The sequence below is a fragment of the Lacrimispora brassicae genome, assembly GCF_054772055.1.
In genome coordinates, this window is sequence record NZ_BRYH01000022.1 from 1 (window position 1) to 17,761 (window position 17,761).

Annotated in this window: 18 protein-coding genes; 2 read left to right on the plus strand and 16 right to left on the minus strand. The window is 37.4% G+C overall.

The window, feature by feature from the left end; genetic code table 11:
* Positions 1-207: 207 nt before the first annotated feature.
* The 11 genes from ACYVD3_RS10190 to tnpA form a co-directional block, all read right to left on the minus strand.
* The gene (locus ACYVD3_RS10190) at positions 208-606 is read right to left on the minus strand and encodes a hypothetical protein (RefSeq protein ID WP_460642403.1); all 399 of its coding nucleotides are present in this window, start codon (positions 604-606) and stop codon (positions 208-210) included.
* Positions 607-690: 84 nt separating this feature from the next.
* Entirely contained in the window at positions 691-876 is a 186-nt protein-coding gene (locus ACYVD3_RS10195) for a hypothetical protein (RefSeq protein WP_460642404.1), read from the minus strand.
* 75 nt (positions 877-951) lie between these two features.
* Positions 952-2,751 carry a hypothetical protein gene (locus ACYVD3_RS10200; RefSeq protein ID WP_460642405.1) on the minus strand — a complete coding sequence of 600 codons (1,800 nt, stop codon included), beginning with the start codon at positions 2,749-2,751 and terminating at the stop codon, positions 952-954.
* A 191-nt stretch (positions 2,752-2,942) separates the two neighbouring features.
* Positions 2,943-3,287 (minus strand): multidrug transporter, encoded by a 345-nt coding sequence (locus ACYVD3_RS10205; protein ID WP_460642406.1) that lies wholly within the window; start codon positions 3,285-3,287, stop codon positions 2,943-2,945.
* 25 nt (positions 3,288-3,312) lie between these two features.
* Positions 3,313-3,513 (minus strand): transposase domain-containing protein, encoded by a 201-nt coding sequence (locus ACYVD3_RS10210; RefSeq protein WP_460642407.1) that lies wholly within the window; start codon positions 3,511-3,513, stop codon positions 3,313-3,315.
* Positions 3,510-3,767: an IS66 family transposase gene (locus ACYVD3_RS10215; RefSeq protein ID WP_460642408.1), complete on the minus strand. Its 258-nt coding sequence runs from the start codon at positions 3,765-3,767 to the stop codon at positions 3,510-3,512. Before ACYVD3_RS10215 ends, ACYVD3_RS10210 begins: the two co-directional genes overlap by 4 nt.
* 47 nt (positions 3,768-3,814) lie before the next feature.
* On the minus strand, positions 3,815-4,561 hold the full coding sequence (locus ACYVD3_RS10220) for an ATP-binding protein (RefSeq protein ID WP_460642409.1): 747 nt from the start codon (positions 4,559-4,561) through the stop codon (positions 3,815-3,817).
* Positions 4,551-6,128 carry an IS21 family transposase gene (istA, locus tag ACYVD3_RS10225; RefSeq protein WP_460642410.1) on the minus strand — a complete coding sequence of 526 codons (1,578 nt, stop codon included), beginning with the start codon at positions 6,126-6,128 and terminating at the stop codon, positions 4,551-4,553. The genes ACYVD3_RS10220 and istA (ACYVD3_RS10225) overlap by 11 nt, the downstream gene beginning before the upstream one ends.
* A gap of 107 nt (positions 6,129-6,235) precedes the next feature.
* Positions 6,236-7,636, minus strand: a complete 1,401-nt coding sequence (tnpC, locus tag ACYVD3_RS10230) for an IS66 family transposase (protein ID WP_460642411.1) — start codon at positions 7,634-7,636, stop codon at positions 6,236-6,238.
* A 291-nt stretch (positions 7,637-7,927) separates the two neighbouring features.
* A complete protein-coding gene (gene tnpB, locus ACYVD3_RS10235; protein WP_460642412.1) occupies positions 7,928-8,284 on the minus strand; it encodes an IS66 family insertion sequence element accessory protein TnpB in 357 nt (118 codons plus the stop codon).
* Positions 8,278-8,625, minus strand: a complete 348-nt coding sequence (tnpA, locus tag ACYVD3_RS10240) for an IS66 family insertion sequence element accessory protein TnpA (RefSeq protein ID WP_460642413.1) — start codon at positions 8,623-8,625, stop codon at positions 8,278-8,280. Before tnpA ends, tnpB begins: the two co-directional genes overlap by 7 nt.
* 209 nt (positions 8,626-8,834) lie before the next feature.
* Here tnpA and istA (ACYVD3_RS10245) point away from each other — a divergent pair, with 209 nt between their 5' ends.
* Together istA (ACYVD3_RS10245) and istB are read left to right on the plus strand one after the other, a co-directional pair.
* Positions 8,835-10,388, plus strand: coding sequence for an IS21 family transposase (gene istA / locus ACYVD3_RS10245; RefSeq protein WP_460642414.1), 1,554 nt, complete (start codon positions 8,835-8,837; stop codon positions 10,386-10,388).
* Positions 10,389-10,393: 5 nt separating this feature from the next.
* Positions 10,394-11,170 (plus strand): IS21-like element helper ATPase IstB, encoded by a 777-nt coding sequence (istB, locus tag ACYVD3_RS10250; protein ID WP_460642415.1) that lies wholly within the window; start codon positions 10,394-10,396, stop codon positions 11,168-11,170.
* A gap of 718 nt (positions 11,171-11,888) precedes the next feature.
* On the opposite strand, the gene ACYVD3_RS10255 is transcribed toward istB, so the two are convergent.
* The 5 genes from ACYVD3_RS10255 to ACYVD3_RS10275 form a co-directional block, all read right to left on the minus strand.
* Complete coding sequence (locus ACYVD3_RS10255) at positions 11,889-12,575, minus strand: MAE_28990/MAE_18760 family HEPN-like nuclease (protein WP_460642416.1); 687 nt, start codon at positions 12,573-12,575, stop codon at positions 11,889-11,891.
* On the minus strand, positions 12,576-13,673 hold the full coding sequence (locus ACYVD3_RS10260; RefSeq protein ID WP_460642417.1) for a GmrSD restriction endonuclease domain-containing protein: 1,098 nt from the start codon (positions 13,671-13,673) through the stop codon (positions 12,576-12,578).
* Between the two features lie 491 nt (positions 13,674-14,164).
* Positions 14,165-14,773: an HNH endonuclease gene (locus tag ACYVD3_RS10265; RefSeq protein WP_460642418.1), complete on the minus strand. Its 609-nt coding sequence runs from the start codon at positions 14,771-14,773 to the stop codon at positions 14,165-14,167.
* 4 nt (positions 14,774-14,777) lie between these two features.
* A complete protein-coding gene (locus ACYVD3_RS10270) occupies positions 14,778-15,446 on the minus strand; it encodes a response regulator (protein ID WP_460642419.1) in 669 nt (222 codons plus the stop codon).
* A 10-nt stretch (positions 15,447-15,456) separates the two neighbouring features.
* Positions 15,457-17,757: an ATP-binding protein gene (locus tag ACYVD3_RS10275; RefSeq protein ID WP_460642420.1), complete on the minus strand. Its 2,301-nt coding sequence runs from the start codon at positions 17,755-17,757 to the stop codon at positions 15,457-15,459.
* Between the last annotated feature and the right edge of the window lie 4 nt (positions 17,758-17,761).

Genomic DNA, 17,761 nt, shown 5'->3' on the forward strand with positions numbered 1-17,761 from the left:
CACATGCAGATACTCTGGAAGAACTTCTCAGAAATCATGGAATCGAATTTCCTGAATTCTGTGGATGGTAACAACATAGGGGAAGTACATTTGTGCTTCCCTATATTAAGAAACAAAGTGGTAAACAAATTCGATAGCAAGTGGTAAACTTTTTCACTAGCGCTAATGGTAAACAAATTCATTAGCAAATATCTGATAAGTGGCAAACTATTTAGTTAGCGAGGTGGTAAACAAATTCGTCAGCGAGTGGTAAACTTTTTCGTTGACATTCACAGGTGTCTTAATTCGAAACTTATTATCTTTATTCTCTTCTTTATCCTCCAACCATTGAATACGAAGCAATTGGAATAATGCAAAAAGGCGAATCTCCGGAATATAATAGCTTCCCCAGGGTGACACTATCCTTCCTCTGAACGGATCCTGTAGTGCTTCCTCTTCCCTTGCTCCTCTAATCACCTCAAATATTCCGTCTCTCATAAATGACGAACGAAAATCCCCCAGTGCCTGCTGATACTCCCCAAGCCATATCGCCATCATAAGAATATACCGTTCCATAGCCGACATATGGAAAAATATTGAATATCTTTGACCCTTTTGAACGGTCATACCTTTCCCTTTCTTGCTCACAATCTTAAGAATACCGGCACGTATCGAAAAAAAATAAAAGAAATCAATTACTGTATAATAATCCTATGTTCTTCCATATGTCAGGTATTTCTCCTGAACTATATCAAACAAGCCATTCAATGCAAAGCAATCCTTTTTCCCAATATGACCTGTACGCTTTGACAGTTGTACTTCATTTAGCTCAAGATAATCCAAGAAGAGTTGATATTCCTTTTCTAATTTTTCTGCTGTCTTTTGAAATAGTTTCATATAATCTCCTTTTGTATCGATGGAGTATGTTTACTCCCATATCCCATCCGCTGTTTTTTAATATCATGGATTCATCTATTTTTTCATTCCATATATCACCAATTCCTTGCGGAACGCACTTAGTCTGGAATACTCATTTCTATATTTCTCCATAATATGCGCCTTAGCATCAGGAATACCAAGAGACTCCTGTACTTCTCCAAATGCAGCGATAAAGGAAGCACACTCCCCATAATAGTTTCTATGATTTCCTTCCATAATCCCAGTCACTCTGCCGGCAATCCATTTTTCAATTTTCCCTAACCATTTCTTTGATTCTTCTATTGTTAGTTGTACTTCATTCTTCCATGAATTGAAAAGCTGTGAAAACAATTCATTATCCGATAGTTTAGAATTAATTTCCGTTCCCCGATAAAACTTATCAGCGGATATTTCGCAGACAGACTTTGCCCTGCTTTGCATTGCCTTCATACCTTCCGGAAATTTTTCTCCTTGAAACAGAAGCAAAAACATAAATGCCAGTCCCTGCTTCATAAACGTTGATGACCAACCAAGGGCATTCTTTTCATGCATACCCACCGAATACATCCTTTCAAACTGTTCTTCAAAAAACAGCATAGTACAATAGCCCTCTTGATAAAGATAATTTTCCCTCTTGGCATTCATGTCGTAAGAAAGACTTTTTTCTCGATTTTTCGTTTTCTGATAAGTCTGTTCTATAATAAATTTAAGTTCCTGTTCCCATTGTTTCCAATTATTAGAGCAGATTCTTATTCGCATATAGTTAACCACTGTAGTTTCAGAACGAAATGCTTCAATCCAGCATTTTTCCATCTTCTCATGATCATTCAATTTCACTGCATACTCTGCTGTAAGAAGTGCTATTTCGCTCCTGATTAGATAAGAAGATGGGATTTTCTCCATTGCTTCTATCCCAATTTGAAACATGCTATCACTTTCATCAGAATTTAGTTTTATCTCTAAAAACTGCTGATACAAGGAAGGATGCTCCGTCACATATTTTCTTGCATTTTCCAATAGACAGCTTTCATCCTGAATCATGGATTGAGCTTCTCTTAATAATTTGTCCGCTGATTTACTTTTTTGTGTACCAAGGTATCCTATCCACATCGGTAGAAAGGCATCAAACTGTGGTAGTTCATCATTTCCAGATTGCATGACCTCCTCAAGCTTCACATCATTACACCTAAAATTTCCCATCATGCAATATATTTCATCTGCTCTGTCTTCAAGCTGGTTTCCCATATAGGTAAGATATAAACATTCCTTTACAAACGGAATATACGCATGCCCTAATAAATTATATTGATCTAACTCATACATATATAAAGGGGAGCCATTATAATCGCAATAATCCCCTTCCGAAGAAACCTCCAATACAGATAGAATTTCTGAAAGCTCATATCCCTCTTTATATAACTCCCTATCAACGCAGGCATGAATTAATTCCATTGCTTCATTAATATCCTTTAAAATTCCCTTTGGGTCAGAGAAGAGAACCTCATCTACATCACTATTGTACCAGTCATCCCACTCTTCATTATATTCACTTTCTAAAAGACGACCTGCAGAGTTGATTTGTGTTAATCTCTCTTTAATGCTTTCTATGCTAAGTATTATTTGAGATATTCCATCATCAATGCACTTCTGGCAGGATTCGCTCTCTGATATATTTTCATAAGATCTCATCAATTGCAGCAAATTGTTTCTTCTATTTTCAGGCCACGTTCTTGCTATCTCGTGGATCAGCATTTCCATATTTTCATGGCTTAAATTCTTTGAAAGTGCATCCACTTCTTTGAGAAATTTAGGCAACTTCATGCGCTCATTATTCATTTTTTTCCCTTCCATCATTCCAACTCTTTTGCATTTATCTTTAAAAACCTACGAATTTCTATCATCTGCGACCGCTGTCCGCAAAATCCGTTCAGCCCGAAAACTTCTGATTTCGCTTTGAAGATGGCAAAATCCAGACCGTATACCATTGATTGTTCCAATAGAGCATTTCATGAGTGTCAATCATTCAAAACTCCGTATACTCCAAACTACCTCTTAACAAAGGCGCTTACAGTTTCCTTCAGCTCATCACTGAACTCTGCAAGATCCTGAAAGCTAATTGCACCGTCATTTATAAGTGAAACAATGTTATAAATAAGGTTCGACCGGCTCATTTCTAGTTGAACACCAGTTTTCTTCCTATCTGCCTTTATTCTCTTGTCCAGCCTCCAAAACTTTTCTGATGGCTTTGCATCTTCACTTAGTAATTCTATATATTCCTTACTGAGCTTATTCATATAGGCTTCCTGCCAATCAGCAATTTTATTTTTGAAAAGCGTCCAGTCCCCCTTTGTAAATCTCTGGTAAGCGATGAACAACCTACCGTTTACCATTTAACCTTATTCCAATTAAAATAACTTATATAGGCAATGCTCCCCGGTTTTCTGGGGTTACCGTTTCTGTATCGATCAGACCTGAGCAGCGTTCTTTTATAAAATCACTCCATGGCAGTAGCATTTCTATCCCTTTGGGCTCATTTTTATAGTCCGGCATATATAACAATACTGTGTAGAGATATTGGAACACATTGATCTGGTTTGCTTTTGCAGTTTCAATCATGCTGTATACAATGGCACTGGCATCTGCTCCTGGTACCGAGTTATGAACAGAAAATTCTTACGTCCGATTGCATACGATTTGGCACGCCGTTCCGCTGCATTGTTCGATAACTCACATCGTCCATCCAGCAGATAATTACATAAAGTTTTCTGATGGTTTTTAGCATAAGTGATGGCTTTGGTGATTATTACGCGGCATAAAGACCGCAGGTCGTCTTTTTTGATACCGGTGATACGCTTGAATGATACCAGCAATTCGCTTGTAGATACCGCCCGGTTAAGGGCGGTATCTTAAAAGACTATTACAGTGGATGGCTTGCTAGAAATTCTCTCATATTGTAATTACCGGTATTGATAATTGTTGCATTGTGAATGATTCTATCCATAATGGCATCAGCTACCACGCCACCCCCAAGACGAGGATGCCATTCGGTCTGTTTGTACTGCGTATAAAAGATGGTTGGCCATTGATCATATCGTTTTTCAAATATTTCCAGAAGGTAATTCACCTCTTTTTCAGAGGGAATATCCATGAGCCATTCATCTATGATCAAGAGGTGATAGTTGGCGATTTTTGTTACAACCCGGCTGATTCCACTACCTTCCTGCTCAGCAAGATTAAATTTTTCAAGCATCTCTGGGAGCCTCATATACCGAGTTCGATACAGATGCCGACATGCTTCTTTTCCAAGAGCACACGCCAGATGTGTCTTACCAGATCCAGTAAATCCGTTGATGATGATGTTCCGGCATGTGATAAAATATTTGCCGGTTGCAAGTTCAAGAACTTGATTACGGTCAATCCCACGCCCTTCATAAAAGATCGTGTTGACATCCGCATTAGGATATCTCAGTTTGGCATATTTCAGAAGGCGTTTCGCTCTGGTAGCATTCTTTCGGCAGTACAACGAATCAATTGCGATGTTAATTCTCTCATCGAATGTCATTGCCTCGTAAGATGACCCCTGTACCTCCTGATCTTCCAGAGCGTCAATCAGCTCCCTCAGATTTAGTTCACGCAGCTTACGTTTGGTTTCATCATTTATCACTGTGCCCACCTCCGTAATAATCTGAACCGCGCACATAAGCCCCCTCATTGTTTGTAGAAGATGGCTTCTGTAAGCCAACAGTCTGCTTGTTCTGCATCACAATGTCTTGATTATTGCTCAGAATCGCTTTAAGATATCTGTAACGGGGCGAAGCGGTGTTCTTTAAGGCGAAATGGCAGGCAGATTCAAATCGGTCATTTGAATAATTCTTACTCAGTTTCAATACAGAGAGTGCAGCGTTATAGCCCTGTTCTTTTATGGTGACGCTTCGGAATATACGCTGGATGACTTCCAGGGTATTGTCTCCGATTGTGGATGCCCAGGAAAGCATTCTTTCATCATTCATCTGTGGTTGGTTGAATTCATTCGGCATGTCCGTATCAAATGTATCATACTGGTTTTCGACATAATCTGGAAACTTTGCATGAGATGAAATACGCTGGTTGTTGCAGTATACTTCAATCGTCGTATCCGTATACTTGATATCAACAGTACGTCCTCTGTATAATGACGGAACAGAATAAAAGTTCTTTTTGAGGCATATGTGACAGTTTGGATAAACCTTGCGGTCCCGTTCCCAGGAGGCAATCTCATAAGAAATCTTCGGTAGACTGTGCAGGTATTTCTTTTCTTCCAGAAAGACTTCGGTTCTACTGTATTTTCGCTTTTCAAAAGGAGCATTATTGAAATCTGCAAGTGCTTTTTTTACTGCTTTTTGCAATGAGATGAAGTCATGAAATATCTGATTCCTGAGTTTTGCAATGATAGCTGTTGCAATCTTACCTACGGTACCTTCTACAGAGGCCTTCTGCTTTGGCTTTCTTACACCGGTTGGCATGATTGCTGTTACATAATGCCCACCCAGTGCTTCGTATGCATCTGTAAGGATAATTTCTCCTTCTTTGGGATGCTTTACAACGCCGGTTTTGAGATTATCACAAATGGTGCAGACTGGAACACCCTGAAAGAATGCATACATGTGGACATGGCATCGAAGCCAGGTATCCATCTTCATGTCAAAAGTCGGCTCCACATATGCAGGCTGACTGTAGGGCAGGCAGGCTACAAAGAGATAGACTGTGGTAATCTCACCTGTATGAGAATTGACCAGCTTCATGGTAGGTCCGCTCCAGTCCACTTCGCAGCGGTATCCTGGTTTATGCTGCAGATGGTTCGTCAGAGCCTTGGAAGAAACGTAGGCTCCATAATCGTCACAGAACTTTGTATACCCGACAGCAAACTTTCCATCAGCATGGCATTGATCCGTGTATTCCTGCCATAACAGTTTTAATGTGACGCCGACTCTTTTCAGTTCTGAGTGGACGTAATCATAATCGGGCAGCTGGTATAGTCGCTCCGTTTGAAACTTGTCTGGAAAGAACAAATGATACAATTCATCGTCAGCCAAAGTGCTGACACCTTGAAGGGTGACTCCTTTCTCTGTCGCAATTCGAAGTACCGTGCTGACAGAAGTTTTTGATAAATGCCGGGTCTTAGCAATCTGATTTTGCGACAAGCCGCCGGCATGCAGCTCAAGGATGAGCCGCACATTGATTTTATTGGCCATAGTATAGGCCTCCTTTCGTAGAATTAAGACATTTATGTCTTGAAATCATTCTACTACTTGGCGGCATCATTGCGCATATCGGCGGTATTTTTATGTGTGCTGCATGCTCATATAAGAAGTGGTATCCTGTCGCAGACAATCGGTATCATAAAGCGTATTGATGGTATCCGTATCGCGTAATATTCAGCTTTGGCAAGTTTGCTTCCACCGAGCGGATCCAGCGTATCAATCCAGGTCCAGAAAGAATCCCATACGGGAACTTCAAGTTCTTGACGCTTATGTTTGCGTTCCTCTGGATCCATTCCTTTTAGCCCTTTTTCTATGAAAAAGAGCTGGTTGCAATAAATAAGTCCAACCTCTGCAGGAATCATGTGTTCTCTTTCCTCAGATGATGGAAGTTCTATTTTTTTAATTGTTTCTTCTGAATTTACATCCAGAAGCTTCAGATCCCGGCGTCTTTGTACCGGAATAGCTTCGAAGAACTTTCTACGGCAGTGGGCAACGCAGCAGACAAGAATTACATCCTCCACTTTATTGTAACCACTGTACCCATCACACTGGATCATACCAGAGAATCCTTCCAGGAAGTTTTTAGGAAAATCTCCACTTCGTCCTGACTGGTAATCATACAGCACGATTGGTGTAAGACCATCACTGCCACTTAGATATATCCACATATAGGATTTCGATTCGGGCGTTTTTCCTTCTTCATGAAGCACCTGACATGTCGTTTCATCTGCATGAATGATTTCTCTTTGAATTAAAAGTTCATGCATCCGCTCATAGATTGGTCGGAAATAATCCAGTGCACCACGGATATACCAGTTTGCCATGGTTTCCCTTGGCAGCTGCAGACCAAGCTGGAGCATACATGCTTCCTGACGGTAATACGGAGTATTGACAAAACTCTTATGAAACATAACATATGCAACCGTTGATGGCGATGCCGGACTGTGAGGTAACAGTGGGGCAGGTGTTTTTGCCTGGGCAATCGTTCCATCTCCATCCTTTCTACATTCCGGACAGATGAGAACTTCCTGAAGATATCGGATCCGTTCCACTTTCGCAGGTGTAATTCGAAGTTCTGTTCTTACTTCCTTGTAGCACAGCAACTGCATCTGGGCATCACAGTAACCACAAAGACGGTCTTCCTCTGCAACAGGACAAATGACATCCCTGATTGGGATATCTGCATACAATTCTTCTCTTGTAGCTTTCTTCTTGCGGGCTCGTGTATGTTCCTTAACTTTTGTTATAATGGCAGGAGTATCTGCAGTTGCTGGATCAGAAGACTCTTCTTCTTTGATGTGAGTTTTTTCACTCTTTGTTCCGAACAACTGTCTGCGGAACTCTTCAAGGGTTCCTTCCAGATTCTCCTTAAGGGAGCGTAACTCAATTACCAGTGTGCGGAGTTCCTTTATGGTAGTATCCTGCTCGCTGATGCGGGCAGACTGCTGATCAATTATACGGTTTAAAAGTTTGATTTGTTCGTCATAATCTGGTGACATTTGCCCGCTCCTTTCAAGGTGATTTCTTACCATCTATCATAAAGAATTTCAGGTAAAAATGCAAACAGTCCACTGGTATAGTAATGTTAAAATGACGAAACCTAAAATCACAGAAAAGCATAGAAAAACTACCGTTTTTAGAACGTTTTTGAGAGTTATCCACTACAATAAGAATCCTTTATGGGTTATCCGCAGACAACTTTTTCATTCTTCGTAAATATGTGAATAACTATCGACGCAGAGCATTTTGAATCAAAAAAAGTTTTTTAAGATTCTCTATTTTGCACAAAATCAAAAGTCCTTTTTCTTTATAACAGGCTTGATTGCTTTTGGCTGCTCAATCGAGAGTCCCTCCATGAGCCAGCGGAATTCCTGGCGTGAAAGTGGGCGTACTTCCGATGCATCCCTTGGCCATTGGAATCGGCCATTATCCAGCCTTTTTAGATATAGGACAAAGCCATCTTTGTCAAAATGAAGTGCTTTTATGGTATTCTTTTTTCTTCCACAGAAAAGATACAGCGCATTTCCATAAGGATCCATTTCATAGGTATCCCGGATGATTGCCATGAGACCATCAATGCTGCGTCTCATATCGGTCCTGCCAGTTATGATGTAGATTTTGGCAACTCCGGATAGCTCACCTAACACAGCTGTTGCAGCGCAGAAAGTATATTTATAATGGTTTCTTTTGCTGCATGGTTTGCTATTTCAATGCTGCATCCATGGATGTTTAGAACTACAGCCGGAACATGCGGCATTGCTCCTATATCTGCCTGATTCTCACAAGCAAGAGGCTGTTCATCTATTATTTCAAGTGGAACTACCTGCTGCGGATTAGAAACCACATGGCTCTGAACAGTTGGTATACCACAGGCTTTTTTTCGCAGCCTTGAGATTTTGGTATAAAACGTACTGATTGGAACAGAATGTTGCTCACACCAATCTTTGTCACTTAAGCCGCTAGTGCGGCATTCCTGAATCAGATTCATCCAATCCTGATCGGTACGTCGTGGTTGTCTATGATTTTGTAGCATTTGACTGAGTATTCCGGGGCAAAATGCCCCATCTGTCCGGTCTCAGGAAACCGCCATTCCGTTTTATAGGAAACCGCTGTTCCGGAGTTGGAAACCGTAGCTATAGTTCCCTTATACTGTATTTATGCGTCAATGACGTAAATACAGTATAAGGAGGTCACACTATGACCAAGTATCGTGAGATACTCAGACTCGCAAGTCTGAATCTCAGTCAGACAAACATTGCATTAAGTTGCAGTGTTTCAAAGAAAACTGTCAACAAGGTTCTCAAAGCAGCCAGAGAAAAACATCTTGAATGGCCACTTTCAGAAAACCTGACTGACGTCGTCTTGGCAAATCAGCTTTTTCCAGATACAAAGAAAACAGCTGATACTTCGAAGAAGCGAACGCCAGACTATGACCACATTCGCAAAGAGCTGCTCCGTAATGGAGTCAACAAAAAGCTTTTGTGGACAGAATACCTGGAGGCCTGCCGACTTTCTGGCGATATTCCACTCATGTATTCTCAATTCTGTTACCACATCCAACAGGATGAACAGAAACGCCGGGCAACCATGCATATCAGCAGAAAACCTGGAGAACAGGTTGAAGTTGACTGGGCTGGGGATTCGGCCCGCATCATTGACCCTGATACAGGAGAGATTCTAGATGCTTTCCTGTTTGTTGGTGTCATGACTTACAGTCAGTATCCATATGTTGAAGCATTCATCAATGAGAAACAGACTGCCTGGATTACTGCACACATCCACATGTACGAATACTTTGGAGGTGTCGCCAGAATTCTTGTACCAGATAACTGCAAGACTGCAGTGATTCATAACAAAAACTGGTACGACCAACGTGTTAATACTGTTTATCATGAGATGGCGGAACACTATGGTACAGCTGTCATCCCTGCCCGGGTAAGGGCACCCAAAGATAAACCAAATGCGGAAGGATCCGTAGGGAATATCTCTACCTGGATTACTGCAGCATTACGCGATGAACAGTTCTTCTCTTTGCCAGAATTAAACTGTGCCATTCGAGAAAAGTTGGAAGCATTCAGCCATCGGCCATTCCAAAAGAAGGAGGGCAGCCGGTATGAACTCTTCCGCGACGAAGAACTGCCATTGCTGGCACCTTTACCTGCTACCCCATATGAACTGGCGGAATGGAAACAAGTCACCGTTCAATTCAATTATCACATATCTTGCGATGGAATGCTATACTCGGTTCCATATGAATACATTAAACGCAAGGTTGATGTCCGGGTTACAGATAAAACGATCGAAGTTTTTTACAACCACAACCGCATTGCCTCCCATCAACGGCTCCATGGCCGCAAGGGACAATACAGCACAATTACGAAGCACATGCCAAAAGACCATCAGGAATATCTGGAATGGAATGGCGATCGCTTCCGTAAGTGGGCAGAGCGAATTGGTGTCAATACGTGCACTGTGGTTTATGCAATCCTTAACTCCCAACGTGTGGAGCAACAATCCTACCGAAGCTGTATGGGGCTTTTAAAGCTGGCAGACAAGTATTCTGTTGACCGGCTGGAAAGTGCCTGTAAAAAGGCTCTCAGCTATACAGCCAAGCCAAGCTACAAGAGCATTAAAAACATCCTTGCAGCTGGACAGGACAAGCTCATACAAGAATCTAATGTTACTTATACATCAGAAATCACACAGAATAAACATGCCCTCACAAGAGGTGCAGACTATTACAGGAGGTAAGTATCATGACAAACCAAAGTACGATTGATAAATTAATTGAAATGCGGCTGACAGCTATGTCAGATGCTTTCCGTAATCAGATGAACGATGCAAAAATAAAGGAAGTTTCCTTCGAGGACCGCTTTGCCATGCTGGTTGATATCGAATACAGTAACCGTAAAGGAAACAGTCTGAAAAGACTGATCCGGAATGCTGTATTCGACCAGCCTGAAGCTTATATTGAAGATATCAACTATTCTTCAGGACGCAAGCTGAACCGGGAGCTCATCAGGCGACTGGCCAGCTGCGAATATATCACTGAACACCGTAATCTATTTATTACAGGTGCTACAGGCAGTGGGAAGACTTATCTGGCTTGTGCTTTCGGCATGGAAGCCTGCAAGCAGCGCTATAAGACCAGATATGTCCGACTTCCGGACCTGCTCCTTGAGTTGGAGATGTCACGGAATGATGGGACTTATAAAAAAGTTCAGGCAAGGTATGCAAATCCAGTTCTTCTCATCATAGATGAATGGCTTCTCTTGAAACCAACAGAATCGGAACAACATGATATCCTTGAACTGCTTCACAGACGCCGCCGTAAATCATCTACCATCTTCTGCTCACAGTATGAACAGAGTGGCTGGTTTGATCAGCTTGGAGGAGATGAAAGCCCTCTGGCGGAAGCAATCCTGGATAGGATCAAACATGATGCCTATAAGATCAATATCATTCCCACTGATCCAGGAAATTACAGATCCATGAGAGAGGTATATGGACTAAATCAGTCCTTAAGCGAGTAAACTTGCATGTAACATAAAAAGAGTATCTGCGGTTTCCCTGTTCCGGACAGGCGGTTTCCACCTTACCGGAACAGCGGTTTCACCGCACCGTAATATTCATTTGACTCCAACTCCATGATTTATTTTGGAGTGGTCAAGAGTAGAATTCACAAGAAATGTAGTAAACGAATCCAATGTGTACAATCGAGAATTAACTAGATAAGACCATCTCCAAGTTAATTCTATTATTTCACAAAATCGAAGATATTTGGAACGGTAGGTTATTCATCGCTTACACTTTTTCGTTGACATTCACACTTACTATTTATGTATTAATATTTATAGTTTCAGATATAGATATTTTAAACCTCCCAACCACTAGATATAAATCAGACCCCCAGAATTATTTACAATAAAATCTGAGAGCCAATACTCTTTCGATATGTGGTACCTTTTTTCTTATTTTGGCAAAAGCCTTCGACATTGCTATTAAAGGTCTTTAACGCCTATCTACAAATAATACTAATCCTGTTAATATTAAATCTTTTATAGTAAAATTTCACTATCATTTTACAACATTATATAAAAAAGGTATATCATAAGTCTCACACTTTTATGCGACAAATTTCGACAACTACTTCTGTATGTGTTGAATGTGTGAAATAGATTCCCGTAAGGCGCAGTTTGGCCTTAGTGGAAACATCTCACATTTTCTTATAAGAGAAGAGTATACTATTTATCACCTTAAGTAATCTTCTTTTTCTGCTAAAGAATAGACCCCTTCCTTATATACCTCCATAATTTCTAATACATAGTCCGTCACCTCTATAACTTCATTATAATTAGGCACTCGTCTACGTCCATGTACAATATTATGTCTAGGATTTAACAATTCACGATCAATAAATGGTTCTCTTGCTTCAAACATATTCTCATAATCTAACCCTATAATCTGAGTAATTTCTTTCAAAACATCTGGTTTAGGATTAGACTCTGTAGGTATTGCAGGCTCATCTTCATCAACTATAGGTTCTGCATTATCATTTAACTTTATAATGAACTGTTTTGATAATATATTTTCATACTCTTCAAGTGCTTTCTTTACAATTGAAGTTTTTACTTTGTGTTGGTTATTAGAAAATAAATTATAGTGTTTTTTTCTAATTAAAATAGCCGCTATCTCTAACTTCAATTTACGACATTCTATTTTTTGTCCGGCAATATATGCTATATATGCATTTGATGCATATCTTATATATCCTTCGAAATGCGCACATGCTAATGTAAAGCAAGAGCGTAACAAACATGGCAAATAATTATTTGCTATTATAAGAGTCCTTATATCTAATATTTCTTTTTTTCTCCATTGTAAATCTTGATCTAATTCCTCTAAAAGCATCTCCAAACTATTAATTTTTATGGCCAATTAAAAAACCTCCTGACCCACTTTAAGTAAAGCTGTAAATCTATTAGTTGATCTTCTCCCCGAAAAAGGCCCATATTGCTTATTTGCATGCATCAGTTTAACTCTTTCCATAAATTCATTCTGAGCAACTTCAGACATATAATAATCGATTTTTTTGCTTACTTCAGGTACCATAGCCTCGTATGCGCTTAATGTTATAGATCCCACAAATTTATCATGTTCTATATCATATCTCTTAAATGCATTTTCACCCAACATATTATTTATGTATCTAAACGTTTTTTCAAATATTTCCACCTCTCTTTCAACATCTAATACTTTTGATGAAATAAGGTTTATTATTGTATTATCAAAATATTCATGCAGGCTACTTGGCATATTATTAATATCCCCATGTCTTGCTACAATAAATCTTATTATGTATTCTAAATCCTCTTGTTCTTTAATCGCTCTATCAGTAAGAGGCAAACAAGTTTTAAAATCTACATTTTCCCTCATTGTTGATAACACATCATAAAAAATTTTATTTTCCATAATAATTAGACAGGTTCTTATCTCTTGTGGTGTTAAATGTGATCCTCCTGTATTCAGCCTTTGGAATAAATCATATTTTGCGTCCTTATCACTTGTAGATTTGAGTAACTTTACATCAATTTTCGCTCGCTTAATCAGTAATCGTTGAGCTTGAGTTAATTGATATACATTTTCGTTTTCATCCTCCCACACAATATTTTCTAATGCAGACAAGAACTTAGTTTTTTCTAATTTTATTTTGGGACACACTTTTTTATTTTCATCCATGTATATACCTGCAAATTCAAAAATAGTGGATAATCTTTGTTGCCCATCTATTACATCCCAGATTCCATCTCTTCGATGAAAAATAAAAATAGGCGGCATTGGTATTCCAAGTAATATTGATTCAATTAATTTTGACTTTTGATCTATCCCCCATCTATATGCTCGCTGAAACTCAGGATGAATATCTATTTCTCCATCCCTATACATATTTATAAGTTCTCCTATTGACATCGCATAACTATCTGTTGCTATTGTCCTTGCTGCTACTTCAATTTGCTCTTGTAACGTGCTAGTCATACCATTTCTCCTTAATCTAATAAATTTATAGTTATTTTAAATTCTGTACATATGAAATTTACATCTTATTATACTTCTTAATATCACAATTTGTAACCTACTATAAATAAAAACATCATTAATCTTTCTATAAAGAAACAGCCTAAGAATTATACCGGATCCCTATATTTAGAAAACATTTTGATGTCCTGTTCTTATATTAATCTCTAGACCATGTTATGCTTAATTTACACTTTCGATATTAAACAATAAACTTCAACATGTGTAGATGCTGTGAATCGGATTCCTGCAAAGCGTGGTTTGTCCTTGGCGGAGCCTCATATTGAGTTTGTTCACGTAGAATATGCTTTGCTTTTATGTTATCAGTATCGATGATAAATCTGCCAACTATTTAATTAAAACAACTACTCTGGACACAAATTTACGCAATCAACACACTTTGTCTATAGCGCATTATGTATCTGATCAGCCCTTGGAAGTCCCCTTACTCTTTAATCACCACAATCCTCCTCAAAAAACAAATCATAATATTCACAAAAAATCACGCATAACTGTTGATAAAACTCTTGTAATTCTCGTGTATCCTTTCCGTTTCGTGCAATCTCATCAATTTTTGCTTTCAATTGATTTTTTTTAAATCTTACTTTTTCTAGGTTATGTATTAATTGATGCCTTTTTAAATAAAGCTTTAATTCAATATACATATAATTTCCAACATCAGTAATATAGGCTATTGAGCCATCTTTATTTCTTCCTAAATGCTTATTATATTCATTAGAACAAGGATCTACAAAACCTTTATCTTTAACAATATTTTCATGTTCATCTTTACCAATCCATTTATTAGATTTTGAAATATTACAGTAGGGACAACTATAAAGCAAATTATCATAAGTAAATTCTAAGTGTTTAAATCTTTCTTTAGGTGCAAAATGCTCTACATGATATGAATTAAAACCACCGCTATAATGATCGTGATCATCACAATATGCACATTTCTTTTCAAAATCAACTACTAATCTTTTTTTATTTGAAACATTAGTTATCCACATCTCTCCAGTAAATGACCTGGTAGGTATCTTCTGTTTTAGGGTCTCCACGATACTACTCCTTATCAAGTATTTTATCTAATTTTGCAAGCAATTCATTTAATTTATTAGTACTTAAATCTTTTTTCACTTTTTCTGGTATACTATATTTTCCGTTAATTGACTTCTCCAATTTTGTATCAAGCTCCATAATTCGCGAATCAATTTCTTGAGAAGTACCAGCCAAAGGTAGCAATTGAGCAATCTCATATTCCCACTGCTCTTTTTGTTTTATGCTTTTAAGGATTTGCTCAACTATTTTAAAATTTAATTCAATTCGCTCTGATGGCTCACTTAAATAACGATCAAAATCAAACACTTGATATGCATTATATATTTCATTAGCGAAAAGATCGTCTTCATATGATGTTAATATGAAAATAGGAAAATCATACAAAGTATCCTCAAGATATTTTGCAAATTCAATTCCAGTAAAATCAACAATTTCGTAAGACGAAAGTTTGTAGTCAACTAATATACAATCTAATTTTTGTTCAAAAACTTCATTTATCATACTTTGTATATCTGACCGAACCTTAATTTCATATGGTTCAAATTCAAAATTGTCATATTTAAGCTTTTTTTCAGGTGAAGCATCAGCCATTCCAAATATTAACTTACTCATTATCTGTGTAACCTTACTAGAATCGTCATCCAAAATACCTATTTTAAATTTTTGTTTCATACTTATCACCTCAAAGCGGAAATGAGATATCCAAAGCAAAATTAGACTTCCATTCCACTAATTCATATTTGGCATTATATTCACGAGCTGTTGATGCAACAATATACATTCCCAACCCTGTTCCTACTACATCGCCATTAACATCACGTTTGCTAGTAATACCATAATTGAAAATATCATATGGATTTTTAAAAATATCGCCTAAACCATCTCCATTATCTTTATAGTGAATCACGAAATTTTCTGCTGATTCAAGCGAAATAATAATAGACCTCTCAATAATTTTACTTTTTTCGAAAGATTCTATTGAATTTATAATAAGATTATAAATAATACTTTCAAAGTCTGAGATAAATATTCTTTTTGTAACAATATTAGAATCATGAGAGAGTGTGATTCTAATCTTTTTTTGTTGTAATATTGGTTCTAATATTAAAATAATCTCCTCTATAGTTTCATAAAGGTTTTTCTTTAATCTTGTACGCTTATCCTTTTTGACTTGATTTGTAATTACAGTTATCCACGACTTTAAAAATACATCGTTTTTTAGCAAATCGGCTATATTTCGATCTATAAGCATATTGTTTCCAATTTTAATTGCTTGTTCAAAATTTTCAACTCTATTTACAAGAAGCGCATTTATACCTTTAAGATCATGTACTATAGATGTCGTTATTAGTCCGTTTGTTGCAAGAGAACGTAAGATCTTGATTTCAGATATCAGTTCTTCTCTTTCTTCTTCAAAATATTGAACAGCTTTTGCAAGAGTTTTAACCTGATCTTTAACCTCTTGTTCTGAAGATGAAGAGCCTTTATCCTCTCCCAATACCTTTTTTGCTATATCCTTTCCTTGCTTTTTCGTCTTTTCCTTTTCGTTTACAATGTCAGAATATATTTTCATTGTACGACCAACATATGCTCTATCTTTTTCAAAAATCGAGATTATTTTTACGATCACTTCTTTGAATATTTTAAAATATTCGTTCTCTATAATTCCTTCTCGGCTAGACTTATCTAAAATGGAGTCATTAGTAATTCGAGAAATAAAAACTGTTCCCTGTCCTTGAGCATTTCTAACATGCCAGTTTTCAGATGGATGTGAAATGGCTGCTGGGTTGGTGGCTCTTCTTGCATCAATTCCTAGCCAATCAAAGGCATCTGCCTCTGGGTCTCCATACGGTCTAACTAAAAAATTGTCTCTATATATTTTAATTCCCCCATGACGCTCTAACCAAAGCTTACGCTTTTTGCTTATTTCTTTATAAAAGAATGTTTCTTTTGAATCATCTTGAAGTGATAATTTCATAAAAGTGTACTTAAAATCAAAACATCCAATTTTTTTCACAAGGTCTATATAACTTTGATTATTAGTCCCCATTAATTCAGATATGCTGTATCTAAACTTAAACTCTCCTTTTTCAAAGTCACTTTTTCTATATGGATATTTTTTAAATCTCTCAAAATCAAATAGTTCAGAAGGGATTTTATTCAAATCAAATTCATTCCGATGTAACGAAATATCAAAATTGTTTCCGTCGAACTTCGATGTTAATCTATAATCATATTCTTCAGTGATTTCATTTTCAACTATCATTGCTACATCTGATACGTTTTTTTGTACACATATAATGTATTCACTGTTTTCTGAAGGAGGTAAAAGAAAGCCCATTGAATTAATAATATTATTAATTTCTTTTTCAGCCCAACTGTCACGCAAATCACTTATTTTAAGTACAGTACCTGTTAGTAGGGGAATTAAAAATTGATTTGTGCTATCTTTAAAATCACTTTCTATTATCTGCGATTCAACTTTTTTAATGTTATTTAATATGAAGTCAGGGATACATTGCTCAAAGCTTTTGTCCAAATAATCAAAATCAGCTTCTATTTCGTCAAGTGTTTTTCCACTTTGTTCAAAGTTGGTCCAATCAGTTTTCCAAATTATTAAATGCTCACTCAATTGATTTTTAGTGTACATTTCACATTTACTTCCTAATCTGTCTAACGCAAAACGACCGATGCCTTTCTCACCTGATTTTATGCGATTTTTACTCGATTTATAATTTTCTTTTTTATTATCGGTTCCAATCATCATCCAATAATTTTCGATTGTTTCCTTTGTCATACCAATACCGTTATCAACAATGTATATAGAATTATGTTCTATATCAAAACAGACATAGCATATTGAAGCATCTGCATCGTAAGTGTTCTTAACCAATTCTATAACAGCACCGTCAACTTTTGAGACACTTTCTCTTCCCAAAAGAATGGTAGCCCTTGATGAAATTTTATATTTCATTTTTTCCATAAAA

Bases quoted from the DNA above. Each gene is read 5' to 3' on its own strand.
- ACYVD3_RS10260 (WP_460642417.1), bottom strand. From the start codon at position 13,673: ATGACTAGCACGTTACAAGAGCAAATTGAAGTAGCAGCAAGGACAATA.
- ACYVD3_RS10210 (WP_460642407.1), bottom strand. From the start codon at position 3,513: ATGATTGAAACTGCAAAAGCAAACCAGATCAATGTGTTCCAATATCTC.
- ACYVD3_RS10270 (WP_460642419.1), bottom strand. From the start codon at position 15,446: ATGAAACAAAAATTTAAAATAGGTATTTTGGATGACGATTCTAGTAAG.
- istB (WP_460642415.1), top strand. From the start codon at position 10,394: ATGACAAACCAAAGTACGATTGATAAATTAATTGAAATGCGGCTGACA.
- ACYVD3_RS10195 (WP_460642404.1), bottom strand. From the start codon at position 876: ATGAAACTATTTCAAAAGACAGCAGAAAAATTAGAAAAGGAATATCAA.
- tnpA (WP_460642413.1), bottom strand. From the start codon at position 8,625: ATGAATCTGATTCAGGAATGCCGCACTAGCGGCTTAAGTGACAAAGAT.
- ACYVD3_RS10200 (WP_460642405.1), bottom strand. From the start codon at position 2,751: ATGATGGAAGGGAAAAAAATGAATAATGAGCGCATGAAGTTGCCTAAA.
- istA (WP_460642410.1), bottom strand. From the start codon at position 6,128: ATGGCCAATAAAATCAATGTGCGGCTCATCCTTGAGCTGCATGCCGGC.
- ACYVD3_RS10275 (WP_460642420.1), bottom strand. From the start codon at position 17,757: ATGGAAAAAATGAAATATAAAATTTCATCAAGGGCTACCATTCTTTTG.
- tnpC (WP_460642411.1), bottom strand. From the start codon at position 7,636: ATGTCACCAGATTATGACGAACAAATCAAACTTTTAAACCGTATAATT.
- istA (WP_460642414.1), top strand. From the start codon at position 8,835: ATGACCAAGTATCGTGAGATACTCAGACTCGCAAGTCTGAATCTCAGT.
- ACYVD3_RS10205 (WP_460642406.1), bottom strand. From the start codon at position 3,287: ATGGTAAACGGTAGGTTGTTCATCGCTTACCAGAGATTTACAAAGGGG.
- ACYVD3_RS10190 (WP_460642403.1), bottom strand. From the start codon at position 606: ATGACCGTTCAAAAGGGTCAAAGATATTCAATATTTTTCCATATGTCG.